Annotated in this window: 18 protein-coding genes; 10 read left to right on the forward strand and 8 right to left on the reverse strand. The window is 38.0% G+C overall.

The features are described from left to right. Window positions 1–3: 3 nt before the first annotated feature. From D0S24_RS05565 to D0S24_RS05575, 3 genes are all read right to left on the reverse strand, one after another. Entirely contained in the window at window positions 4–4,341 is a 4,338-nt protein-coding gene (locus D0S24_RS05565) for a CusA/CzcA family heavy metal efflux RND transporter (protein ID WP_117018871.1), read from the reverse strand. A 71-nt stretch (window positions 4,342–4,412) separates the two neighbouring features. After that, window positions 4,413–4,811, reverse strand: coding sequence for a hypothetical protein (locus D0S24_RS05570; protein WP_117018872.1), 399 nt, complete (start codon window positions 4,809–4,811; stop codon window positions 4,413–4,415). 67 nt (window positions 4,812–4,878) lie between these two features. Then, window positions 4,879–5,574: a LytTR family DNA-binding domain-containing protein gene (locus D0S24_RS05575; RefSeq protein WP_117019322.1), complete on the reverse strand. Its 696-nt coding sequence runs from the start codon at window positions 5,572–5,574 to the stop codon at window positions 4,879–4,881. 636 nt (window positions 5,575–6,210) lie between these two features. Between D0S24_RS05575 and D0S24_RS05580 the strand changes: the two genes are divergently transcribed. Then, the gene (locus tag D0S24_RS05580; RefSeq protein ID WP_117018873.1) at window positions 6,211–6,606 is read left to right on the forward strand and encodes an iron chaperone; all 396 of its coding nucleotides are present in this window, start codon (window positions 6,211–6,213) and stop codon (window positions 6,604–6,606) included. A gap of 269 nt (window positions 6,607–6,875) precedes the next feature. Then, window positions 6,876–7,823, forward strand: coding sequence for a hypothetical protein (locus D0S24_RS05585; protein WP_117018874.1), 948 nt, complete (start codon window positions 6,876–6,878; stop codon window positions 7,821–7,823). A gap of 46 nt (window positions 7,824–7,869) precedes the next feature. On the opposite strand, the gene D0S24_RS05590 is transcribed toward D0S24_RS05585, so the two are convergent. Next, window positions 7,870–8,418: a GNAT family N-acetyltransferase gene (locus D0S24_RS05590; protein WP_117018875.1), complete on the reverse strand. Its 549-nt coding sequence runs from the start codon at window positions 8,416–8,418 to the stop codon at window positions 7,870–7,872. Next, a complete protein-coding gene (locus tag D0S24_RS05595) occupies window positions 8,415–9,062 on the reverse strand; it encodes an alpha/beta hydrolase (protein WP_117018876.1) in 648 nt (215 codons plus the stop codon). Before D0S24_RS05595 ends, D0S24_RS05590 begins: the two co-directional genes overlap by 4 nt. Window positions 9,063–9,134: 72 nt before the next feature. Here D0S24_RS05595 and D0S24_RS05600 point away from each other — a divergent pair, with 72 nt between their 5' ends. From D0S24_RS05600 to D0S24_RS05635, 8 genes are all read left to right on the forward strand, one after another. Beyond that, entirely contained in the window at window positions 9,135–9,557 is a 423-nt protein-coding gene (locus D0S24_RS05600; protein WP_117018877.1) for a PaaI family thioesterase, read from the forward strand. A gap of 1 nt (window position 9,558) precedes the next feature. Then, on the forward strand, window positions 9,559–10,668 hold the full coding sequence (locus tag D0S24_RS05605) for a chorismate-binding protein (protein ID WP_117018878.1): 1,110 nt from the start codon (window positions 9,559–9,561) through the stop codon (window positions 10,666–10,668). Between the two features lie 49 nt (window positions 10,669–10,717). Beyond that, the gene (menD, locus tag D0S24_RS05610) at window positions 10,718–12,472 is read left to right on the forward strand and encodes a 2-succinyl-5-enolpyruvyl-6-hydroxy-3-cyclohexene-1-carboxylic-acid synthase (protein WP_117018879.1); all 1,755 of its coding nucleotides are present in this window, start codon (window positions 10,718–10,720) and stop codon (window positions 12,470–12,472) included. Window positions 12,473–12,513: 41 nt separating this feature from the next. Beyond that, a complete protein-coding gene (locus D0S24_RS05615) occupies window positions 12,514–12,855 on the forward strand; it encodes a DUF2853 family protein (RefSeq protein ID WP_117018880.1) in 342 nt (113 codons plus the stop codon). 93 nt (window positions 12,856–12,948) lie between these two features. After that, a complete protein-coding gene (locus D0S24_RS05620; RefSeq protein WP_117018881.1) occupies window positions 12,949–13,779 on the forward strand; it encodes a S1 RNA-binding domain-containing protein in 831 nt (276 codons plus the stop codon). A gap of 174 nt (window positions 13,780–13,953) precedes the next feature. Further along, window positions 13,954–14,565 carry an SPOR domain-containing protein gene (locus tag D0S24_RS05625; RefSeq protein WP_117018882.1) on the forward strand — a complete coding sequence of 204 codons (612 nt, stop codon included), beginning with the start codon at window positions 13,954–13,956 and terminating at the stop codon, window positions 14,563–14,565. A gap of 1 nt (window position 14,566) precedes the next feature. Further along, the gene (gene menA / locus D0S24_RS05630; protein ID WP_117018883.1) at window positions 14,567–15,475 is read left to right on the forward strand and encodes a 1,4-dihydroxy-2-naphthoate octaprenyltransferase; all 909 of its coding nucleotides are present in this window, start codon (window positions 14,567–14,569) and stop codon (window positions 15,473–15,475) included. A gap of 33 nt (window positions 15,476–15,508) precedes the next feature. Beyond that, window positions 15,509–16,267, forward strand: a complete 759-nt coding sequence (locus D0S24_RS05635) for a LytTR family DNA-binding domain-containing protein (protein WP_117018884.1) — start codon at window positions 15,509–15,511, stop codon at window positions 16,265–16,267. An 11-nt stretch (window positions 16,268–16,278) separates the two neighbouring features. On the opposite strand, the gene D0S24_RS05640 is transcribed toward D0S24_RS05635, so the two are convergent. The 3 genes from D0S24_RS05640 to D0S24_RS05650 form a co-directional block, all read right to left on the reverse strand. Next, window positions 16,279–16,920, reverse strand: a complete 642-nt coding sequence (locus tag D0S24_RS05640; RefSeq protein WP_117018885.1) for a response regulator transcription factor — start codon at window positions 16,918–16,920, stop codon at window positions 16,279–16,281. A 622-nt stretch (window positions 16,921–17,542) separates the two neighbouring features. Further along, the gene (locus D0S24_RS05645) at window positions 17,543–19,486 is read right to left on the reverse strand and encodes a PorP/SprF family type IX secretion system membrane protein (protein WP_117018886.1); all 1,944 of its coding nucleotides are present in this window, start codon (window positions 19,484–19,486) and stop codon (window positions 17,543–17,545) included. A 250-nt stretch (window positions 19,487–19,736) separates the two neighbouring features. Further along, entirely contained in the window at window positions 19,737–21,017 is a 1,281-nt protein-coding gene (locus tag D0S24_RS05650; RefSeq protein ID WP_117018887.1) for a PD40 domain-containing protein, read from the reverse strand. Between the last annotated feature and the right edge of the window lie 259 nt (window positions 21,018–21,276).

Below are 21,276 nucleotides of genomic sequence, written 5' to 3' on the forward strand. Positions count from 1 at the left end.
ATTTTATAAGTTTAAATAATTAATTGCAATGACCGTTTGATTATAGGCATTTAGATTCTCTAGATAAGTAAGGGTAATATTGTACCCATTTTCCATACTCTGTATGTACTGAAAGAAGTCTATTTCCCCACTCTGATAACTTAGGGTAGCCGTTTTTATAATTTCATCAGCAAGACCTTGACCTTCGGTCTCGTAATAGGCAAGTACTTCTTCGTATTTTTTTAATTGCCCCGATAGCGACCGGTATTTGGCCCTTAATTGTACCGTATAATCCTCGGCTTCTGCCCTGGATACCTCCTTGGCTATTTTGGCCGCCTTGATTTTAGAGGCATTGCCACTAAAAAACAACGGGATCTTGATCCCTACCTGAAAACCATAGAGGTTATCCCCCAAAGTGGCATTGCTTCCCTGGAAATAATTAATGTTCAGATCCGGCAGTATATGTTGTTGTTCCAGAATACTTTTGGTATCGAACATTTTTATCTTATTTTGAAAAAGCAATACCCCTGCATTTTTTTCAATATCCACATCTATTATCTTAAGCTTTTCCATGGGTATCGTCATCACCAAGAGAGTAGAATCTGGCTGCACCGTTTTAATAAGGTCTTGATACGCCAAGTTGGCATCTTCCACCGCCTTTTTGTATAAGGTCTGAAGCTCCCTTTTTTTTGCCTGTGCCGTTATTTTTTCCAAATAGTTACTTTCCCCAAGTTCAAACCTGCGTTGCGCAGCATAGGAAAACCGTTCATATAATTCATTTAATTCCCTATAGGTCTTTTCCTTTTGTCTGGCGTACTGTAACCTGTGATAACCGGCGGCCAATTCTTGTTGCAGGATTCGCTTTTTCAGTTCATAGCCGCTTCTTTCAATATCGTAATTCGCTTTATTTACCCCTTTTTCAGCAAAATAAACAGTTGGAAAGAGGAAGTTCTGCTGAATCCCGAATACTTCCAATGGCTTATTGTTGATGGCTATATTATTTTGATCATAATGATAGTAAAGATCCGTCTTATCAAAATTGAAGGCACTACCTATAAGGGCTTTGGATTCGTCCATCTTAAGTTTTGCTGCCCTTAGGCCAGAATTATTACTTATGGCCATAGTTTCCAATTCATCAAGGCCCAGTCTTTCTTCCTGTGCCCGAACACCGCTGCTACAAATGAAGAACAATATCACCAAACCTAGTGCTTTAGTACTATTCCGGGATTTGTCCAACTCCTTTTCGTCCTTCAAATGAAAGAGTGAGTAGAGTATGGGCAAAACTACCAAAGTTAATATGGTGGCGGTAATAAGCCCGCCAATAACCACAGTTGCAAGCGGTCTTTGTACCTCGGCACCTACATTGGTGGAAACGGCCATGGGAAGGAACCCGAGTGCGGCAGCCGCAGCAGTTAGCAAAACGGCCCTTAGCCGATCTTTTGACCCCTTTATTATAAGTTCGTCCGAATCTTCCATCCCTTCATGTTTTAACTCTTTAAAATGTTCTATCAACACAATCCCATTAAGTACTGCAATCCCAAAAAGGGCTATAAATCCAACTCCGGCAGAGATACTAAATGGCATGTCCCTGATAAACAAAAGAAGTATTCCGCCAACGGCCGCCAGTGGAATGGCGGAGTAAATAATCAATGCTTCCCTTAAGGATTTAAAGGCAAAATAGAGCAATATCAAAATGAGGGCCAGTGCCACCGGCACTGCAATTTTAAGTCGGTCTTTGGCACTTTGTAAGTTTTCGAACTGCCCACCATATGTGATGGTGTACCCAGTAGGTAGTTTTACCTTTGCCTCGATCAGCTTTTGAACGTCGTCCACTACCGATTGAAGGTCTCTGTTCCTCACATTGATCCCCACTACAATCCTTCGCTTGGTATCGTCCCGGGATATTTTGGCCGCTCCGGTAGTATAAGAAATTTGGGCCAGTTCCCTCAAAGGAATTTTGCCTGCCAAAGGGGTGTCGACAAACAAATTCTTTAGGTTGGAAATGTCCTGTCTACTTTTTTTGTCCAATCTTAGTGTTAGGTCAAATCGCATTTCCCCTTCAAAGACACTCCCCAGGTTGGTTCCTGCAAATCCCATGGAAATAAGGTTGTTTAGATCGGCAATATTAAGCCCGTACCTAGCAATTTTTGCCCTGTCAAATTTTACGTTCATTTGCGGAAGCCCAGCGATTTTCTCTACTGTTATGTCCGCTGCCCCGTCCACATTCTGAATAAGGTTTCTAATTTCATTTCCTTTATTGTTCAAGATTTCCAGGTCTTCCCCAAAAACTTTTATGGCAATATCCGCACGGACTCCGGTAATCAACTCGTTAAAACGCATTTCAATGGGCTGGGTAAATTCTACCTCCATCCCCGGAATTACTTCCAAAGCCTCCTTGAATTTATCGGCCAGTTCATCCTTACTTTCCGCAGAAACCCAATCCTTTTTGGACTTCAGTATAATTATAACATCGCTCTCTTCCATAGACATGGGATCTGTAGGAACCTCTGCCGCTCCAATTCTAGTTACCACTTGTTTTACCTCCGGAAAATTATCCAAAAGAATCTGTTCTATCTTGGTCGTAATTTCTATGGTTTCGCTCAAGGAGGTCCCTGTCTTCAAAACGGGCTGTATCACAAAATCCCCCTCGTCCAATGTTGGCACAAACTCCCCTCCCATTGTGGTAAATAGGTATATGGATCCTCCCAAAAGCAGGACAGAAATAGCCAACACTAATTTTTTCTTTTTGAGTGCCCACCGAATAATGGGATCATAGGATCTATTCAGAAAAGCCATCAAGCGTACCGAAATGTTCTTTGGGGAGGAGGTAGATGGTTTTATAAAAATGGAGGCGGCTACCGGAACATAGGTGAAACACAGGATCATGGCGCCTATTAAGGCAAAACTAAAGGTCAGTGCCATGGGTTTGAACATTTTGCCCTCTACACCACTTAAGGATAAAATAGGAATAAAAACGATGAGAATGATCAATTGTCCGAAAATGGCCGAGTTCATCATTTTGGAAGCACCATAAAAGGTGATTTTATTTTTTAGGAGCTGCCGGTCCTTATCCCCCAACAGTTGTAATTCTCCCTTCTTAGCGGTGATTTGAAAGGCTATGAACTCAACAATAATAACTGCACCATCAATAATGATCCCAAAATCTATGGCCCCTAGGCTCATAAGATTGGCATCTACCCCAAAAATGTACATTAATGAGAGGGCAAATAATAAACAAAGCGGTATAACGGAAGCTACGACCAATCCTGAGCGCAGATTTCCCAGAAGTAGGACAACTACAAAAATAACGATCAAACAGCCTAATATCAAGTTTTCCGCAACGGTAAAGGTTGTTTTGCCTATTAACTCACTTCGATCCAAAAATCCATTGATAAAAACACCTTCCGGCAAGGTTTTGGAAATGCCATCTATACGTTCTTTAACGGCTTCAATAACTTTTTTGGAATTGGCATCCTTCAGCATCATTACCTGCCCCAAAACCTTTTCTCCTTCCCCATTTCCTGTAATGGCCCCAAATCGGGTGGCGCTACCATAGCCTACCTCTGCAACATCCTTAATATAAATAGGAAGATTGTTCGTTGATTTTATCACAATGTTCCCAATATCCTCAAGTGAAGAAATAAGCCCTTCGCCCCGAATAAAATAGGCTTGGTTTACTTTTTCAATATAGCCACCTCCCGAAACGCTATTATTTTTTTCCAAAGCCGTAAATATATCGGCAGTGGTGATATTCATGGCCTTCAACTTTTGGGTGTTAATGGCCACTTCATATTGTTTTAGGTAACCGCCCCAAGTATTTACTTCCACAACCCCCTTAATTCCAGAAAGTTGCCTCTTTACCACCCAGTCCTGAATGGTACGCAGGTCCATGGCGGAATACTTGTCCTTATAACCCGGCTTAGTATCCAGAATATATTGATAAATTTCACCAAGACCGGTTGTAATCGGGCCCATTTGTGGGGTTCCAAAACCCTTAGGGATTTTCTCCGAGGCAGATATTAATTTTTCGGAAATCAACTGCCTTGGCAAAAAGGTTCCCATGCTGTTCTCAAAGACTATGGTGACCACTGAAAGTCCAAATTTTGATACGGATCTAATTTCAATTACACCTGGTAAATTGGCCATTTCCAGTTCCACGGGATAGGTTATGAATTGCTCCATATCCTGGGTGGATAAATTCTTTGAGGTGGTGATAACCTGTACCTGATTATTGGTAACATCAGGGACAGCGCCAATAGGTATCTGGGTTAAGGAATATAGTCCAAAACCTATAATAAATAATGTGAGCAAAAGAACAATAAGTTTGTTCTTTATACTGAAATGTATAATATTGGATAACATAATTCATAGATAATAAGATGGCAAGCTATTGTAAAACAACTTGTTAAATAATGATATTAATCAGTAATGAATTATGCAGTCTTGGGGGGTTGAAAAATATCGGATTTTTCTATTTGGCAATAAGACTCTTGATAAAAAAAGTTTGAACTAGTATCCGCCACTTGAGGCGTTTTAGGTAGCATAAAATCCGCTCCGTTCAGTACAAACGCGGAGGAATAATGGGAGCAGGTTTGATGATTGAAGGGCAGTTCTTCGTGATCCTTCTTTTCTTCCCTATGTTCCAAATCGTGCTGGGCCTTCAGTTCCCCGTAATGTTTGGATATAAAAACGAGGAGGTTGTCCCCGTATTTCTGTTTATGGAATTCGGCATGGGTCAAAAAATCATCCAACTGGGCAACATCTACCATATCCAAGTTAAAACTTTGGAAAAGTAATAAAATTGATAGTGTTATGGAAAATAATTTGCTCATCTATCGAGCAAATATATTAAAAAAAAAACTCGGCAATATTGTCTACTACCCAACTTTTTGGCAAATCCTATTCAATTATCACCAAAGCCTGGATCAGGGCCTCTTTTTTATGCCTACTTAAAGGAATTGTCTGTTCGTTTATTTCTACCGTGGAACCGTTAAAATTTTCAATTTTTTCCAGATTAACAGTAAAGGATTTATGGATCCTAAGAAATTTATCCTTGGGCAATTGTTTGGCAAATGCCTTCATTGTAGACAGGATTAAGGTCTTTTTTTCATATGAAACTACTTTTACATAATCCCCATAAGCTTCTACCCATAAAATCTCGTTCAGGAATAATTTGGTTTTCTTAAGGTTACTATTAACATATATGTATTCCAACTCGACCTTTTCAGAATTTTGAATTTCAAATTTGTTGATTGCCTTTCTAATGGAAACATCAAATCTCCTTTTGTCCAATGGCTTCTGCAAATAATCGGTTACATCATAATCAAAGGCTTTCATGGCATAATTGGGACTACCGGAAACAAGTATGACCTGGGGCTTGTACTCCATAGAATCCAAAAATTCGAATCCGTTAAAGCCTGGCATTTCAATGTCCAGAAAAATTAAATCAACAGTATTGCCAACAAGGCCGTTTTTGGCATCTAAACCATTGTCGTATTCATTTATTAGATCAAGCTTGGAATGTTCCTTTATAATTTTGGCCACTGCACGGCGTTGTACGGTAGAATCGTCTATTAAAATACATTTTAATTTAATGTTCCTCATGGTCGAAATTTAAACTAACTACCATAATGTATTAAAGTCGACCTACACCCTTGGTAAAGGAATAGCATAAATTACCCTAACACCGTTGGCGATAGGGACAGCAACAACTTTAATGCCCAGGGTTAGTGTTTGGCATCTTATAAAAAACAAATATACGGCATGTTAAATTAATAATAATTCCAAACCGATATAAATTGTCCAATACGAAAATAATAAGACCCAACCTAATGATAAGTTTAAAAATATTGGTCTAAAAATTACATTTTGAAATAGTTCAAAAGAAATATCAATCCAAAAACCGTCATTTTTATTGGCCAAAAGGCCAATCAATAGTATCTTGCTTAACTATGAAAAAGAGGAATCCGAACTTGATATTTATTTACATGGTTTGGAGTTCCAAACACACCATTTATACTGAAACACACAAGTAACTGTAAATCAAAATAATAATGAAGTTATATTAATCTTTTACCTCACTAAGTGAGATTCAAAATGCTCAGAAGCTTGCCCGTATCCGTTCAGGCGGCCGTCAAAATGTTTTTCAGGTTTTCCTCCCTGATGCCTCGTGGGCCTGCCTTTGTCGGCAGACAGGCTTGCCTCGAGGTTGTTCACTAAATAAAATACAATATGCCAAATATTAATTTTAATGGTCCAGATAAAGATGTTACTGAATACATTGCCAATTGCCCGGTAATGGTACAGAAAGTTTTAGAAAAATTGCGAAATACCATTCGAGAAGCAGCTCCAGAGGCAGAAGAAATGATCAGCTACAAGATGCCAGCCTACAAATACCACGGAATGTTGGTGTACTTCGCTGCGTACAAAAATCATATTGGATTCTACGCTACGCCCACTGGTCATAAAGAATTTGAAAAAGAATTGGCCTCTTATAAACAGGGGAAAGGCTCAGTTCAATTTCCATTAAACCAACCCTTGCCCTTACCGTTAATAGCCAAAATTGTAAAATATAGGGTACAAGAAAATCTGGCCAACTTTAGAAATAAGAAGAACGGTAAAAAGTAAATTTATAAGTATAGGATGAATACCATAAATGTAAGAATCCATAAAAAATGGAATTTAAAATGTAAGAAAAGGGTTAACCCCAAAATTTCAACCCACCTCAATTTTTATTAAATTATACACTTTTCCAACCTTTACAGTCTCCCAATAACCAAGTTTAAATGTGGAATCCAAAATTATAGAAAGGAACATATTAGGGCATAGCCCAATGCCACGGATTTGTTATTTTCCATTTTGTTTTTATTATGACTTTTTAAGACTAATTTTGGCATATGATAAAAAACTACCCCATACATTTTCTTTTAAGTATTTCCCTTATCCTGGGCGTTGCCTTCCCCATGGAGCTGTCTTGCCAAGAAATAAAGGTGTTTTCAGTGGAAGATTTTGATTTGAGCGGACCGGTAAAATCTTGCATGGTGGCGACCGATTATGGCAAGGAAGAATATACCTTTAATGAGGAAGGACTACTTACAAAGGCTGTTACACGTTATAACGATACCGATTATGACATAACAACCTACAAATTGGACGGAGCGGTTTTATTGGAGAAAAGGCTGGAAAATTATAGGGACGGTATTTTCGTCAAGAGTACCTCCATTGCCAACTTTTATGAATTGGATACCACAGATGGTAAAAAAATTACCGAGAAAATAATCTCTTACAATAAGGAGTTTTTGGACCAATATGAATACAATTATGGAGAAGATGGCAAGCTATCTACCATAAAACGGACCAATGATAGTGGTATTGATGAAACTTCCCTTAAATATGAAGAGTACAAGGGTGAGCTTACCAAAACCTATTATTTGAACGATATTTTATTCAAATCCATAAGAACCTCCAAAGTAAAGGGGAAAGACAATACGGTCCACAAGTTAATCCTGACCAAGGAATTTTTGGATGGACTGCCACAAAAAGCGTTGGAGGAGACTTATAATGGCCATAATAAACTGATATCCGAAAAAAAATTTGTTTACGACGATGTACAAAAAACATTTATTCCCACTGAAAGTTTCCTGTATTCCTACAACGACAAGGGAATACTTGCTTCATTAAAAACCGTAAAAGGCAAGTCGACAACCATCCAAGAATATATTTACCAATACGATAGCCATGAATCCGGCAACTGGATAAAACAGATCGTTACCCCGGACAACACCTATAAGACCAGAAAGATTAAATATTATGAAAAACAACCGATAAAGGAAGTGAAACCATAGATTTTCTTATAAAACTCATTTAAACTTTTCTCAATTGACTAAAAAATCAGCACCATTCCTCCTTTAAAATGCCATAGCAGCATGTATTTCTTTTATACCCATCCAACAGGTAAATGTTTTTACGCAATATACCTTCCAGTTTGGCTCCCAATTTTTCAACAGCCTTACGGGATCGAACATTGCGTTCGTCAATTCTGAATTCAACTTTTTCGAACATCATTCCATTAAACGCGTACTGGAGCATAAGCCCTTTTACCTGGCCATTAAGGCCTGTGCCCTGAAATTCCCTTCCTATCCATGTGGAACCTATTTCAAGAACCTTATTTTTTTTGTCGATATTCATAAATTGGGTACTTCCTGCATACTTTTTACTATTTTTATCATAGATAATAAAGGGCATGCCCAAACAAACACTTTCCTTTTCAAGAGCTTGTTCCACATACTTTCTTAGAGCTTCTGCAGTCGCAATGTCGGATGGGGAATACTGGACAAGTTTTTCCTCAACGGCAATATGCAGCAGGAAATGGTAGTTGCTTAAGGTCAATGGAGCCAGTTTTACATAATTATTTTCCAGAATAGGGGTATAGTTATTCATTCCATTAGATTTATTAAAACATCCTTTTTTATTTCATGTCCGCCATCAAATTTAATCCATTGGGCAATTCCGTTAAACAGGGAGTCCATCCTTTCCTTCTCTTTTTCCAAACGGGCCCCGGTTATAAATTCATCCTTATTGCCCAACACCATTTTCACCTTGGCATTTCTTGCAACTAAAAATTTAAAATCCTCAGAAGTTAGTTCCTCGGGAATACCCCCAGCATATAGAATCAGCTGATCCAAGTTTATTTTACTCTTCGCGGTCCAACGTGTTGCGATGGATACCCCTTGGGAAAATCCCAATACGATCAACTGGCAATGGGCGGGTATTTTTTCCGATACAAACAGCTTATCCATATAATTTAGAACGTTTATCGTATCCAAAACCGTGTTTTCCTTTGTAAGCCAACTGGCCCCCACATGTCTAAAATCTTTTTTTAAGTAATACTTTGAAGGTGCTTGGGGAGCAATAATATAATTTTCATCTTTGGGCAATCCCTCAAAATACCTAATGAAATACCTGCTCAAAAATCCAATCCCATGAAATATGATCCAAACATTCTTGGTCCTTTCATTCAGCCTATTCATAGTACTATAGGTGTTGGAGCTGGTATATGAAATTTGTTTTTCCTTGGGTTCCATAAATTTTGGGATAAGATATAAAGTAATTTAATTGTTGAATTTCTAATGCTTAATTTTACAAAAAAATAATTCATGAACGAATACAAAGAAAAAATTCTAAAAATTTGTAATGAGTCCAATAAGGCTACCTTGATGGAAACCTTGAATATAGAATATATTGATGTAGGAGAGAATTATTTGTTGGCCAAAATGCCTGTTTCCCAAGAAGTGCACCAGCCAGATGGAGTCCTACATGGTGGGGCAACGGTTGCATTGGCCGAAAGTGTAGGAAGTATGGCTTCCCACATTTTTTTGGATACCAAAAAATTTTTTGTTCGTGGATTGGAAATTTCGGCCAATCATGTCAAGAGTATCAGGGAAGGGGATGTTTACGCTAGGGCAGAGGTGGTACATAAAGGCCGAACAACGCAAATCTGGGATATAAAAGTAACGGACAAGGACGGGAACCTAATTTCAATTTGCAAACTTACCACCATTGCCCTATTAAAAAAATAATATGTCCCAAGATTTTTTGGATCAAATTAAGGTACAGTTTAGTAAGGGTCTGCCATTTGTAGCCTACAGGAAACCCAATGAGGCCGAGGTAAAGGTGATTTTTCAAAATGATCAGGAATTATATAAGGTAACCGACTATACCGAGAGCGGCTTCGTTTTTGCTCCCTTTGATGGGGAAGCAGCTTCGGTATTGATCAAAAAGGATAGAACTATTGCCGAAGCCGTAACATTGGGAGCCGAATCTATTGGAAACCCAATTTATCCTTCCTTGAACCTGGACTCCGATAAAAGTTTTTACCTCAAGTTAATCCAACGGGCAATCAACACCATTGATTCGGGAGAATTAAAAAAGGTAGTTCTTTCCAGAAGTATAGAGGTAGCGGTCTCCAAGACAACTTTTGTAATGTTCAGTGACCTTCTGATACACTACCCTAAGGCTTTTTGTTATATCTGGTTCCACCCAAAAATCGGCATGTGGTTGGGAGCCACTCCAGAAATATTTTTAGAAACAGAAAATAATAAGTTTAGGACTATGTCCTTGGCAGGCACCCAATTGTACAGGGCCGGTGAGATGCCAATTTGGAAGGAAAAAGAAAAGGAGGAGCAGGCGATGGTGACCCAATTTATCCATAACTCCCTAAAAAACAAGGTATCTTCCCTCGTAGTATCAGAGCCCATGTCATTTAAGGCCGGGAATCTATGGCATATAAAAACATCCGTAACCGGGAGTATGGATAATACCTGCCTAAAAGAAATTATAGATGCCCTGCACCCAACCCCGGCCGTATGTGGGTTGCCCAAAAATACTGCTAAAGAGTTCATTCTGCAAAATGAGGGTTACGAACGGCAATTCTATACCGGGTTCTTAGGGGAACTAAATTTAAAGGAAGATATAAGAAGACCTTCAACAAGAAAGAATCAGGAAAACAAGGCCTATAGGACCATAAAGAACAAAACCTCACTATTTGTGAACCTTAGATGTATGCAGCAATTGGAAAATACGGTAAAAGTGTATGTTGGTGGAGGTATAACCAATAGGTCCGTTCCTGAAAAGGAATGGCAGGAGACCCTGGATAAAAGTAGTACTATGTTAAATATTATTCTAAAGTAAACCAAAATTGAATGGGTTTAAGAAATACCATAGCTGTAACTTTGCAAATATGAAATATTCCAATATTCCCACCGCACAGTCCCTTGTTCTACATTGCAAGGCAAGGGACATCAAAAATATAATTATTTCCCCGGGATCAAGAAATGCCCCCTTGACCATAAGTTTTTCGGAAGATCCATTTTTTAAGTGTTACAGTATCGTTGACGAGCGCTGCGCTGCATTTTTTGCCCTGGGCATGGCACAGCAACTAAAACAACCTACGGTAATTTTATGCACCTCGGGCAGTGCATTGTTAAATTATTACCCCGCCATTGCGGAAGCCTTTTACAGCGATGTTCCCATTATTGTCATATCTGCGGATAGGCCATCTTATAAAGTGGATATCGGGGACGGACAAACCATAAGGCAGGAAAATGTTTTTGAGAGGCATATTGGTTATTCCGCAAACCTGAAACAGGATGTAAGTCACGCCACCCAAAAAGTTTGGAAATACAGTCCCGATCAATTTGCCAACAGCACGGTAGACCAATCCCAATCCATGGTGCAAAAGTATAATGACAAAGTGCTTAACGAGGCCCTAAATATTGCCTTTGCCGACAATGCACCCGTGCATATCAATATTCCGTTCGAAGAGCCCTTGTACGAAACCGTGGAGAAACTTTCAGTTTTGCCTCAAATAAAACCCTTGAACAACCACAGCGAAAAAGATCCTGAAGAATGGAAGGACTATGTTCATAAATGGCAAAAAGCTTGTCGAAAATTGGTATTGGTAGGTGTAAATTCTCCAGATACCATAGATCGGAGGTATTTGGAAATCCTGGCCAAGGACCCCACGGTTTTGGTAATGACGGAATGCACCTCCAATTTATTCCATTCCAACTTCTTCCCCAGTATAGATAGTATTATAGCCCCCATAGAGAAATCTGCCGACAGGGATGAATTGTTTAAAATGCTACGTCCTGAAATTGTGCTAACCATAGGTGGACTCATAGTTTCCAAAAAAATAAAAGCCTTTTTAAGGGAATACGCCCCATTGATGCATTGGCATGTAAATACCAAAAAGGCATACAATACTTTTTTTTGCTTGACCAAACACTTTAAAACGAATCCCAACGAACTATTCAAACACCTTTTGGCCAACACCCCCGTCCAAGAAGGCAATTACTACGGTTTTTGGGCAATAAGAAAAAATCATTACAGGTCGAGAAGGGAAAAATACTTGCAGGAAATACCATTTTCGGACATGTGGGTCTTCCATAAGGCCCTGGAGAACATTCCAAGTAATTATCAACTACAACTGTCCAATAGTTCTACGGTGAGATATGCCCAATTATTCGATCTGGAGCCCTCCATCCGTGTTTTCTGCAATAGGGGCACCAGTGGTATAGACGGAAGCACTTCTACGGCCATAGGGGCTTCTATCCAAGATTCCAATCCAACACTACTGCTTACGGGCGATTTAAGTTTTCTCTATGACAGCAATGGTCTCTGGAATAATTACATTAAGCCCAATTTTAGGATAATAGTAATCAATAACGATGGGGGCGGTATTTTCAGGATTTTGCCGGGGAAAGAGGATACCGACAATTTTAATACCTTCTTTGAGACAACACATGAGCTTCAGATCCAATCCCTTGCAGAATTGTATAGCTTTGAATTTGAATCAGTTTCAAATAAAACCGACTTAAACAAGGCCTTGGGCAATTTTTATAACGAATCCAAAAAACCAAAAATTCTGGAAATAAAAACCCCAAGAATATTGAATAACAATATTTTGCTCAGTTATTTTGATTTCATATCTTAGAAGGGTATTAAATATTAACCTAATCATTAAGAATAACAACTATGAGCAAAAGAGATGAATTGATCGAAAAATATGCTGCCGACATCAAGGATAAATTTGGTGAAACCCCAAATATGGATTTATTAAAGAAAGTCACCATAGGATTAGGGCCTTCCATATATAATATGGATGCCTCTAAAGTTTCCGGAACGGATGATAAAGAATTGCAAACGGTTAAAAATAACTTCCTGATTAAAAAACTTGGATTAAAGGATAGCCCCCAATTAGAGGAGGCCATTAAAAGCGTAACGGATAAATACGGTAGTTCCGTGAAGAGTAAGCACAGGGCGGTAGTATATTATATGTTGGCCAAACACTTTAAAAAGGAGTCCGTCTATAAATAATAATAAATAGCAATTATAGTATATACATATGAGCCGCCTTTAAAAAGAGCGGCTTTTTTTTATCGGGATTCTTTTTAAATGTATTTTTGCCCAATGATAGCACTTGGAAAATATAATAATTTAGAAATACTGAGGGACACCACAGTGGGTCTCTTTTTGGGCGATGATGAAGGCAATGATGTACTATTGCCCAATAAGTATGTCCCAGAGGAATTTGGGATAGGGGAACATTTGGAAGTATTTTGTTATCTGGATCACGAAGAGCGCATTGTGGCCACTACCTTGGTTCCTTTTGTCACTGTAGATCAGTTTCAATTGCTCCAAGTTGCAGAAGTAAACGAATTTGGTGCGTTTATGGACTGGGGATTGGAGAAGCATTTGTTAGTTCCTTTTAGGGAACAACGCAATAAAATGCAGGAAGGGCAATGGTATGTGGTATATTGCTATTTGGATGAAAAAACAGATAGATTGGTCGCTTCCAACAAGTTGGATAAGTTTTTGTCCAATGACAACTTAAGCGTGCAAGCGCTGGACCAAGTAGACCTTGTGGTTACCAGACAGACAGATTTGGGCTGGGAGGTGATTATCAACAATAAGCACAAAGGACTGGTATACGCCAATGAAATCTTCAAAAAAGTGGCCGTCGGGGATAAGTTGAAAGGATACATTAAAAATATTAGGCCCGATAACAAGATAGATGTTAGCTTACAACCAATTGGATACGAAAGTTTGGAGCCTGCAGCAAATCTTATTTATGAAAAACTTGTTTCCAATGGTGGAGTCTTGAATTTACATGACAGATCCGATCCAGAGGATATAAAAAGAATGCTGCAGATGAGCAAGAAGACCTTTAAAAAGGGAATCGGAGCTTTGTACAAAGAAAGAAAAATAGAAATTGGACCGGAAAGTATAAAATTGTTATAAGCTTTAAATAACAGACTTCAAGTTGATGATGTCCAATTATTTAAGGTTTTTAGATTTAATTATTTGCCGTTTTGCAACAAAATCCATTACTTTTGCAACAAGCATGTTCAAAAACATAAATAGTCGGTTTATTTTCACTAATTTTAGAACCCATCCCCTAAACAATTTAAGACTATGCCATTTATAGAGGAAAGCGATTTATTGGAATTGCATAAAGATATAGACAAGGCCCAAATTATAAATGAGCGTCTACTGGATCAAATAAAATACAAGAACAAGGAATTAAAGCGCAGTAAGATACAGCGTAATCTATTTGGAAGTATTACCGTGCTTTTTTTAATCGGAACTCTGGCCATTTTCTCCTACAATGCAGGATTTATAAGATCGTCCAACTATGAAAATAGGAACAACTTGAACAATAACCTCTTGGTGTCCATAGATAGTTTGGAGGTCATAAAGGCAAGAATAGATAATCTTAAGGAGCAGAACGAAGAACTTAGCTTGGTGAAAGAGTTCTATTTGGCCAAAAAGTTTCTGGATAAAGAAAAAATTTATTCCGTACAGGTTAAATCGTTTATAGACAACAATATAACCCTTACATCGGAATCCCTTAACAATACCATTTTTGTAAAAACCAATCCCTTTTATTCCTACTCCTTGGGAAATTTTGAAACCTTGGAGGAAGCCAGATCTTTTAGGTTCCAATTGGTAAAAATGGGATTTGAGGATGCATTTGTTGCTTCTTACAAAGAAGGAAAGCGTTTAGAAATAGAAGATCCCTATTAAATTGCTGAAAGTTAAAGCGTGGATCAATGCAGCCCGTTTGAGGACACTTCCTCTTTCATTGTCCGGAATAGTCGTGGGTACTGCACTTGGAAGCTTGTACGGCCAATTTCGTTTGGATATTTTTGTATTTGCCCTTTTAACCACGATCGGATACCAGATCACTTCAAATTTTGCCAATGATTATGGCGATGGGGTTAAAGGCACCGATAACGAAAATAGGGTAGGGCCCAAGCGTGCCCTGCAAAGCGGGAAATTGTCCCGGTACGAACTTAAAATTGGTATTTTATTTTCAATTTTTTTATGCACCCTTTTAACTGTCGCCCTTTTACTAGTCTCCTTTGGAACTAGGAACCTGCTTTTTACCCTAATTTTTGGAATACTTGGAATACTAAGTATATGGGCGGCCATAAAATATACTATTGGTTCTTCGGCCTACGGATATAAAGGTCTGGGAGATTTATTCGTATTTCTCTTTTTTGGTCTGCTAGGCGTAATGGGATCCATGTTCCTTTATACCAAAACACTTTATACAATGGCCATCTTGCCGGCAATGGCAATAGGCCTTTTGAGTACTGGGGTACTAAATCTTAATAATTTAAGGGACTATGAGTCGGACAAGGCTTCCAATAAAAACACCCTGATAGTAAAGATGGGAATCAAAAATGGGAAAATATACCATGCCCTCCTAATCACAATCAGTTTTATATGTATGTTGGTCTTTACCGGTATGCAATACCATCATTGGAAAAATACCATTCATTTAGTGGCATATGTACCTATATTTATGCATTTAAACAAAATGTGGAAACTGAAGAATACGGTACAGCTGGATCCTGAATTGAAAAAGTTGGCGCTAAGCACTTTTTTATTGTCGATTCTGTTTTATTTTAGTTTTAATAATTTTTCGTAATTTTGAGACAATAACCAATCAAACAAAACAGCTTTGGAACAACCGATTAGAATTCTTATTGTAGAGGACAATGTGATTATTGCAGATGATATGCAATCCATGTTGGAAGAGATTGGATACGAAATCGTAGATAATGTTATTGTTTACGAACAGGCCGTTGAGGTCTTAAAAAACAAAGAAGTTGATCTGGTATTGATCGACATTATATTGGCCTCCGATAAAACAGGGATAGATTTGGGCAAGCATATTAGGGAAAACTATAATATCCCCTTTATATTCGTAACCTCCAATTCCGATCGGGCCACGGTTGAAAATGCCAAGACGGTTAAGCCCAATGGCTATTTGGTAAAACCATTTGAACAACAGGATCTATATACCTCTATTGAAATTGCCCTATCCAATTTTACTTCTGTTAAAAATACTGGAGCATCCTCGGAAAGTCAGGAAGAGGAAGATGACAGACTAATGTCCAACAAAGTATTAAAGGATTCCATTTTCGTTAAAAAGCAACATTTGTATTACAGAATCCAATTTGGGGATATCCAGTTTATTAAAGCGGATAACGTTTATTTGGAAGTAAATACAGTAGATAAAAAGTTTTTGGTCAGATCTCCCCTTAAAGATTATTTGGAGAAACTGCCCCAACATAAGTTTTACAGGGCACATAAATCCTATATTGTTAATGTGGACCATATCGATGCCATCAACTCCAAAGATATATTGATCAATAATACCCTGATTCCTATTTCAAAGGAATTCAAGGAATTTATAATTTCGGCAATGAATTCTTAACTTTCTTGAGATTAAATTAATTGGGCAGCATATTCCATTTCCCTCAATTTGCTCAGAGCCTCCGATTTTGAGTTTACATTTAACTTTAGATAAATATTCTGAATATGGAAATTTACCGTACTTGGGGTAACAAATAAATTTTCTGCAATTGTCTTATAGGTAGCTCCCTGACATAGATGCTCTATGATCTGATTTTCCCTTTCCGAAAAAGAAGCAAGGGGTTTTCTTTGGAACATAGAAATTATTTTCTTGGCTATATCATTGCTTATCGTAGCTCCTTCGTACCTGATCTCATTTAGGGCATGATGCATACTCTCAAGGCCAATAGGCTTCGAAAGATAACCGTTCGCCATATTTTTAAAGGCCCTTTTTATAATATCAAAATCAATTTGACCACTAATCATAATAATATTAACTTCAGGATCTTTCTTACGAAATAGTCCAATACCTTCAATACCGCAACTATCCGGCATGGTTACTTCAGACACTATAATATTGGGCAATACCTTGTCGTAATCCAACAGTGCTTCATGTACGGAAACATATATTCCCTCAAGTGAATATTCTTTATAAGTTTCAAAATAATGGTGGTAGGCTTGGTGTAAAGACAGCTCATGGTCTATTACGATAACTTTTAAAACGTTGGATTTCATAAAATTTGGGGTTTGGGGGATTCCTTTAAGCTTATACATCAATAATAACAATCAAGGGCAATACTTGGTACTGGCAATTATCCTTGATCCAAATGATGTACTATTGCCCGAAGAAGCGGAAAAGAAATATTTTGCTGGCTGAAATGCAGTTAAACGTCTTTTGTTTTCTTAATTGGTAGGGGTAGGTTTTCATGATTTGGGGATTTGGAGATTGGGGATCAATTATTTACACTATTTCTGTTTTACTCTTATGTTAAATAATAAGGAAAATACTGCTTTCATAATAAGACCGTAGGTAAATCTTAAACGATATGCGCTGTCTTCCTATAATTATTCTTAAACCTTAAAATTATGTTAATAAAATTTAAAGGTAGGAATTATATTTAGAATTACCATAAAAAATAGATGTATTTTCTTACAAAATAAAATTATAAGGACAATTATGAATTATTATTAAAAATTATTCTATTTTCCTGAATTATTTCCATTCGACAATTGTGTATTATGAACCTTGGCCCCCCTGCCAACTGCCACTGCCAACTGAAGGCCATTCAATCTCAATACTATGTACTGAATACCAAGCCGAAACTTGAACCGGAACACTAGATAAAAGTATTTAGAGCTATTCAAAACCGTCAATTGGCGCATCCCCGTCTTCATATAAATTCTCTACGGTAGCAGGGTTGTTATTTACCTTCATAATCCATTTTTCATTTAGATATTTACCTTCCAAATCCGTGGTATACGCCATTTCGGCCTCATCCCTCTTTTTATAATCTGCCAAATACACATAATACAGGCCTTTTTCCTTATTATAAAAATGTTTGGCACTAATTCCCTTGTGTTTAAGATCGCTTATAAAGGAGTCCACATTTTCCTTATTCTTATAAACGTTGGCTATCAAATAATAACCTGTCTTTAACCCGGCAATACCCGCTTGTTGCTCCATCCTAATCGGTAATTTGGGGTAATCCTTATTCTCCGCGTTATTTATTCGGTAAATGGTCTTTTCCTGAATATCGGCAACAGCAGTTTCGTATTGTTCATTATCCAATTTCTGAAGATCGGTTTTCATGTACTGCTTTATTTCGTTCTTTAGGATTCGTACCAGCATATCGAACCTTTTGTCGATCTCCTTTTTGTTTGCAGATTCCAACGAATCCTGTCTTAGGATAAGTCCATCCAAAATCAACCGATTTTCATAGGCAAGGGTATTTTGACAATCATCATTTTTGTTGACCTTGTCTGCATTGGCAGTATTAATGGTAAGGTTTATTATATGGTCTTTGGAATCGTCATTTTTGGCGTATTGATTTTTAAGTAACTCCTTTAAAATCAAATGATTTTCGTACGCCAATGTATTTTGGCATTCGCAATTACTGTCATTGCCGGAACCCAACCTTAACATTTGATTCGCGGAACCATCGTTAACGGTATAATCCTCAATTTTCTCTGTGGAATTTTGATCGCCCGATGGTATGACCTGATCCCTTCGTTGTATTTCGGCCTTCAGTTTTTTAATCTCCTTTTCGTAATTTTTTACAAGGGGGTCCGATTTTTTTTTCTTGGACGGAGTAGGCTTTCTATAGGTTGAATTTACAATTGGTTTCCTGGTATTGGGGAAGTCATTTTTAAATGTGTAAGCCAGGGATAGTTCATGGTTCCAACCAAGGCTGGCTCCGTATTTTAGAAAATTCTTTTCAAATACATATCCCAAGGTCATTTTTTTCCCTAGATTAAATCCTAGCCCCACTGATAAACCATATCTATCATCCAGGGTAGACTGTAGCCATCCATAATCCGGCAAGTCCAACAATACCGATCCGGCTATGGAAAAATTATCTTCCTCATCCCTATGGACCTGTAGCAACGGCATCACCCTACCATTGGTGAACAACCCCCTCCTAGCGTTGAGTTCATGCGTATATTGAACAGAGGCCTTTAGGGATTTGTCGCTAAAATTGGTGATAACACTATTGGTCGTTTGATTATAACTGATAAGATCTTGGGCATATAGACCAAAATCTAATGCACCTACGGAGTATACCATACCGGGTTGAAGGGCCAATCTGGTTTCTTTTCTGGCATCCAAGATTTCCGGGTCGTTTTCCGAAGCTATAATCCTGTTTTTATCGATTCCAGAATTAAGATAAGTAACATTGGTTCCGAAGCTTAGACTACTTTTCCTACCCAATTGTACGGAAGTGGCATAGTTGGCGTTTAATCCAAATTCCTGTACAACGCCCGCCCGATGGGAATAGATACCCAATCCCATGGCAGTGTTATCATTTAGTTTATTGCCAAATCCCAGAAAATAATTCTGGTTGTTATCGTTAAAAGTGGCATATTGATTTTGATGAAGAATATTTACATAGGATTTGTTTTCCCTTACCAAGGAAAACGCAGGGTGAACTAAGAACCTATTATAAACCAATTGGTTGTGATAGGAGGTAGAGGAATTAAAATTGGAATTGGCTTCTTGAGAAAATACGGCACCATTGCAGAGTACAATGCAAAATAACACTAGGAGCAATACCTTCTTAAATATGGCATCTCTGCAGTTCATCCAAGGGGGAAAATTTATTTATTCAGATCATAATTTGTTCTTTATAATCATATATGCGTGTCTCTCGCCTAACTTGGATCATTCATTTTAAGTTGACCATCAACCTGGTCGGGGCTTTAGGAAAATTGAATTGAAATGGTCCAAAAAAATAGAGGACCAAATTACAAAATAGTAAGTAAATTCTTACTGTTAATTTATCATAGTATTTATATTCTACTTTACCCAATACCGATCAATATATAGGTAAGCCTTACTCCTCAAAAACAGTATTGGAAAAATTAATTTGCGCCTTGTCATCCATACTTTCCAAGATATTGAATTTCTTTTTCTCCAATAATATGTCCCTTTTCTCTTTGGAATAGGTAAATGCCACCCTTTGGGGATTACTTTCCCTTTCACCCCTATTGGACATTACGTACCCCATTCCATTATTACCGGTCAGCAAAATTGAAAATTCATCTTCCGTACTATTGATGTCGGTTCCAAGGTTAACGGAAGTCCCCACTTTCCTTTGATCTACCTGAACCATAAAGACGTCCAATCCGCCAAAACCTTTTCTACCTTCCGAAGCAAAGACCAAGGAAGATCCACCTATAATTTTCGGATAAAGATCGTTATCGTCCGTGTTTACTTTCAGACCTAAATTTTTAGCAACACTAAAGGAACCATCGTTGTCGATATCTGCTACGTAGATATCATATTTCCCAAAAGTACCGGGCATATTGGAGGCGAAGAACAATCGCTTTCCGTCTGGCGAAACGGTAGGGTGAATGGCCGAATAATGTTTTGGGACCAAGGTCACTTCTTTTATGTCCTGCCATTCCCCATTAATTTTAATGGCCTTGAATATCCTGTGTACCAATTCTTTTTTAGATAAGAGCCCGACCAAGGGCTTAGTATATACGGCCTTGCTAAAATAGGCGGTACGGCCATCTTCGGTAATCGCAATGGGGGCATTATAGGCAAATTTATACTTTTCCTTGTTCCCAAGATCCGATATCCCCTCATTTTCCAAACCCAGATCTTCCAGGGTCAATTCCCTGGACACCACTGGTTCTTGTGGCTGTTGAAAGTTAAAATCCTTGTATTTGCCTACTTTTTCAGGATGAGTATTATTTTCTTCCGGGCCGGTATTTACTTGATAGTCCCCTTTAATTTGGGCCAGCCAATCCTTATCTTTCGCAGTAGTTTCCACTACGGTAGATCCCATTTTATCTAAAGCGAAAAGATAGCGCTCATAATAACTTGCTTTGGGCGTAGAACCGATATTCGTATCCATTAATTTTTTATACCAAAATATGGCTTCCCCATAATTCCCTGCCAAAAAGTGGGCATTGCCCAGATCCTCGAATATTTCGTTTTCCTTAAACCCCAGTCTTAGAAGTTCATGATATTTGTGGGCTCTTTTGCTGTTTTCATAACCATCGGACTTACTTAAGCCGGCCATCTTGGATTCCTGGGCGGAAATAGAACAAAAGAATAACGTAATAATGCATCCTAGTATCCCTTTTAAAGTATTGGATAGGTTCATATTATTAGATATTGGGGTGTTAAACTAGACAAAGGTCCAATAATTTGTAGGAATAGTTATTAGTAAAATTTCATAGTTTTTTGTTCTATTTTGAAATCCTTCCATGTCAAAAACAGATATGTATGGATAGGGTTGTACTATAACCTTCCACCATACATCCTAATTATATATTACCTTAGGAATCATTAATTAAAGTGATTTAAGTTTTTTGGATTGAAGCGAAAATTAGCAATTATGTACCCAATTGAATACTTTTTTA

This window comes from Arenibacter sp. P308M17, assembly GCF_003426735.1.
GTDB lineage: Bacteria > Bacteroidota > Bacteroidia > Flavobacteriales > Flavobacteriaceae > Arenibacter.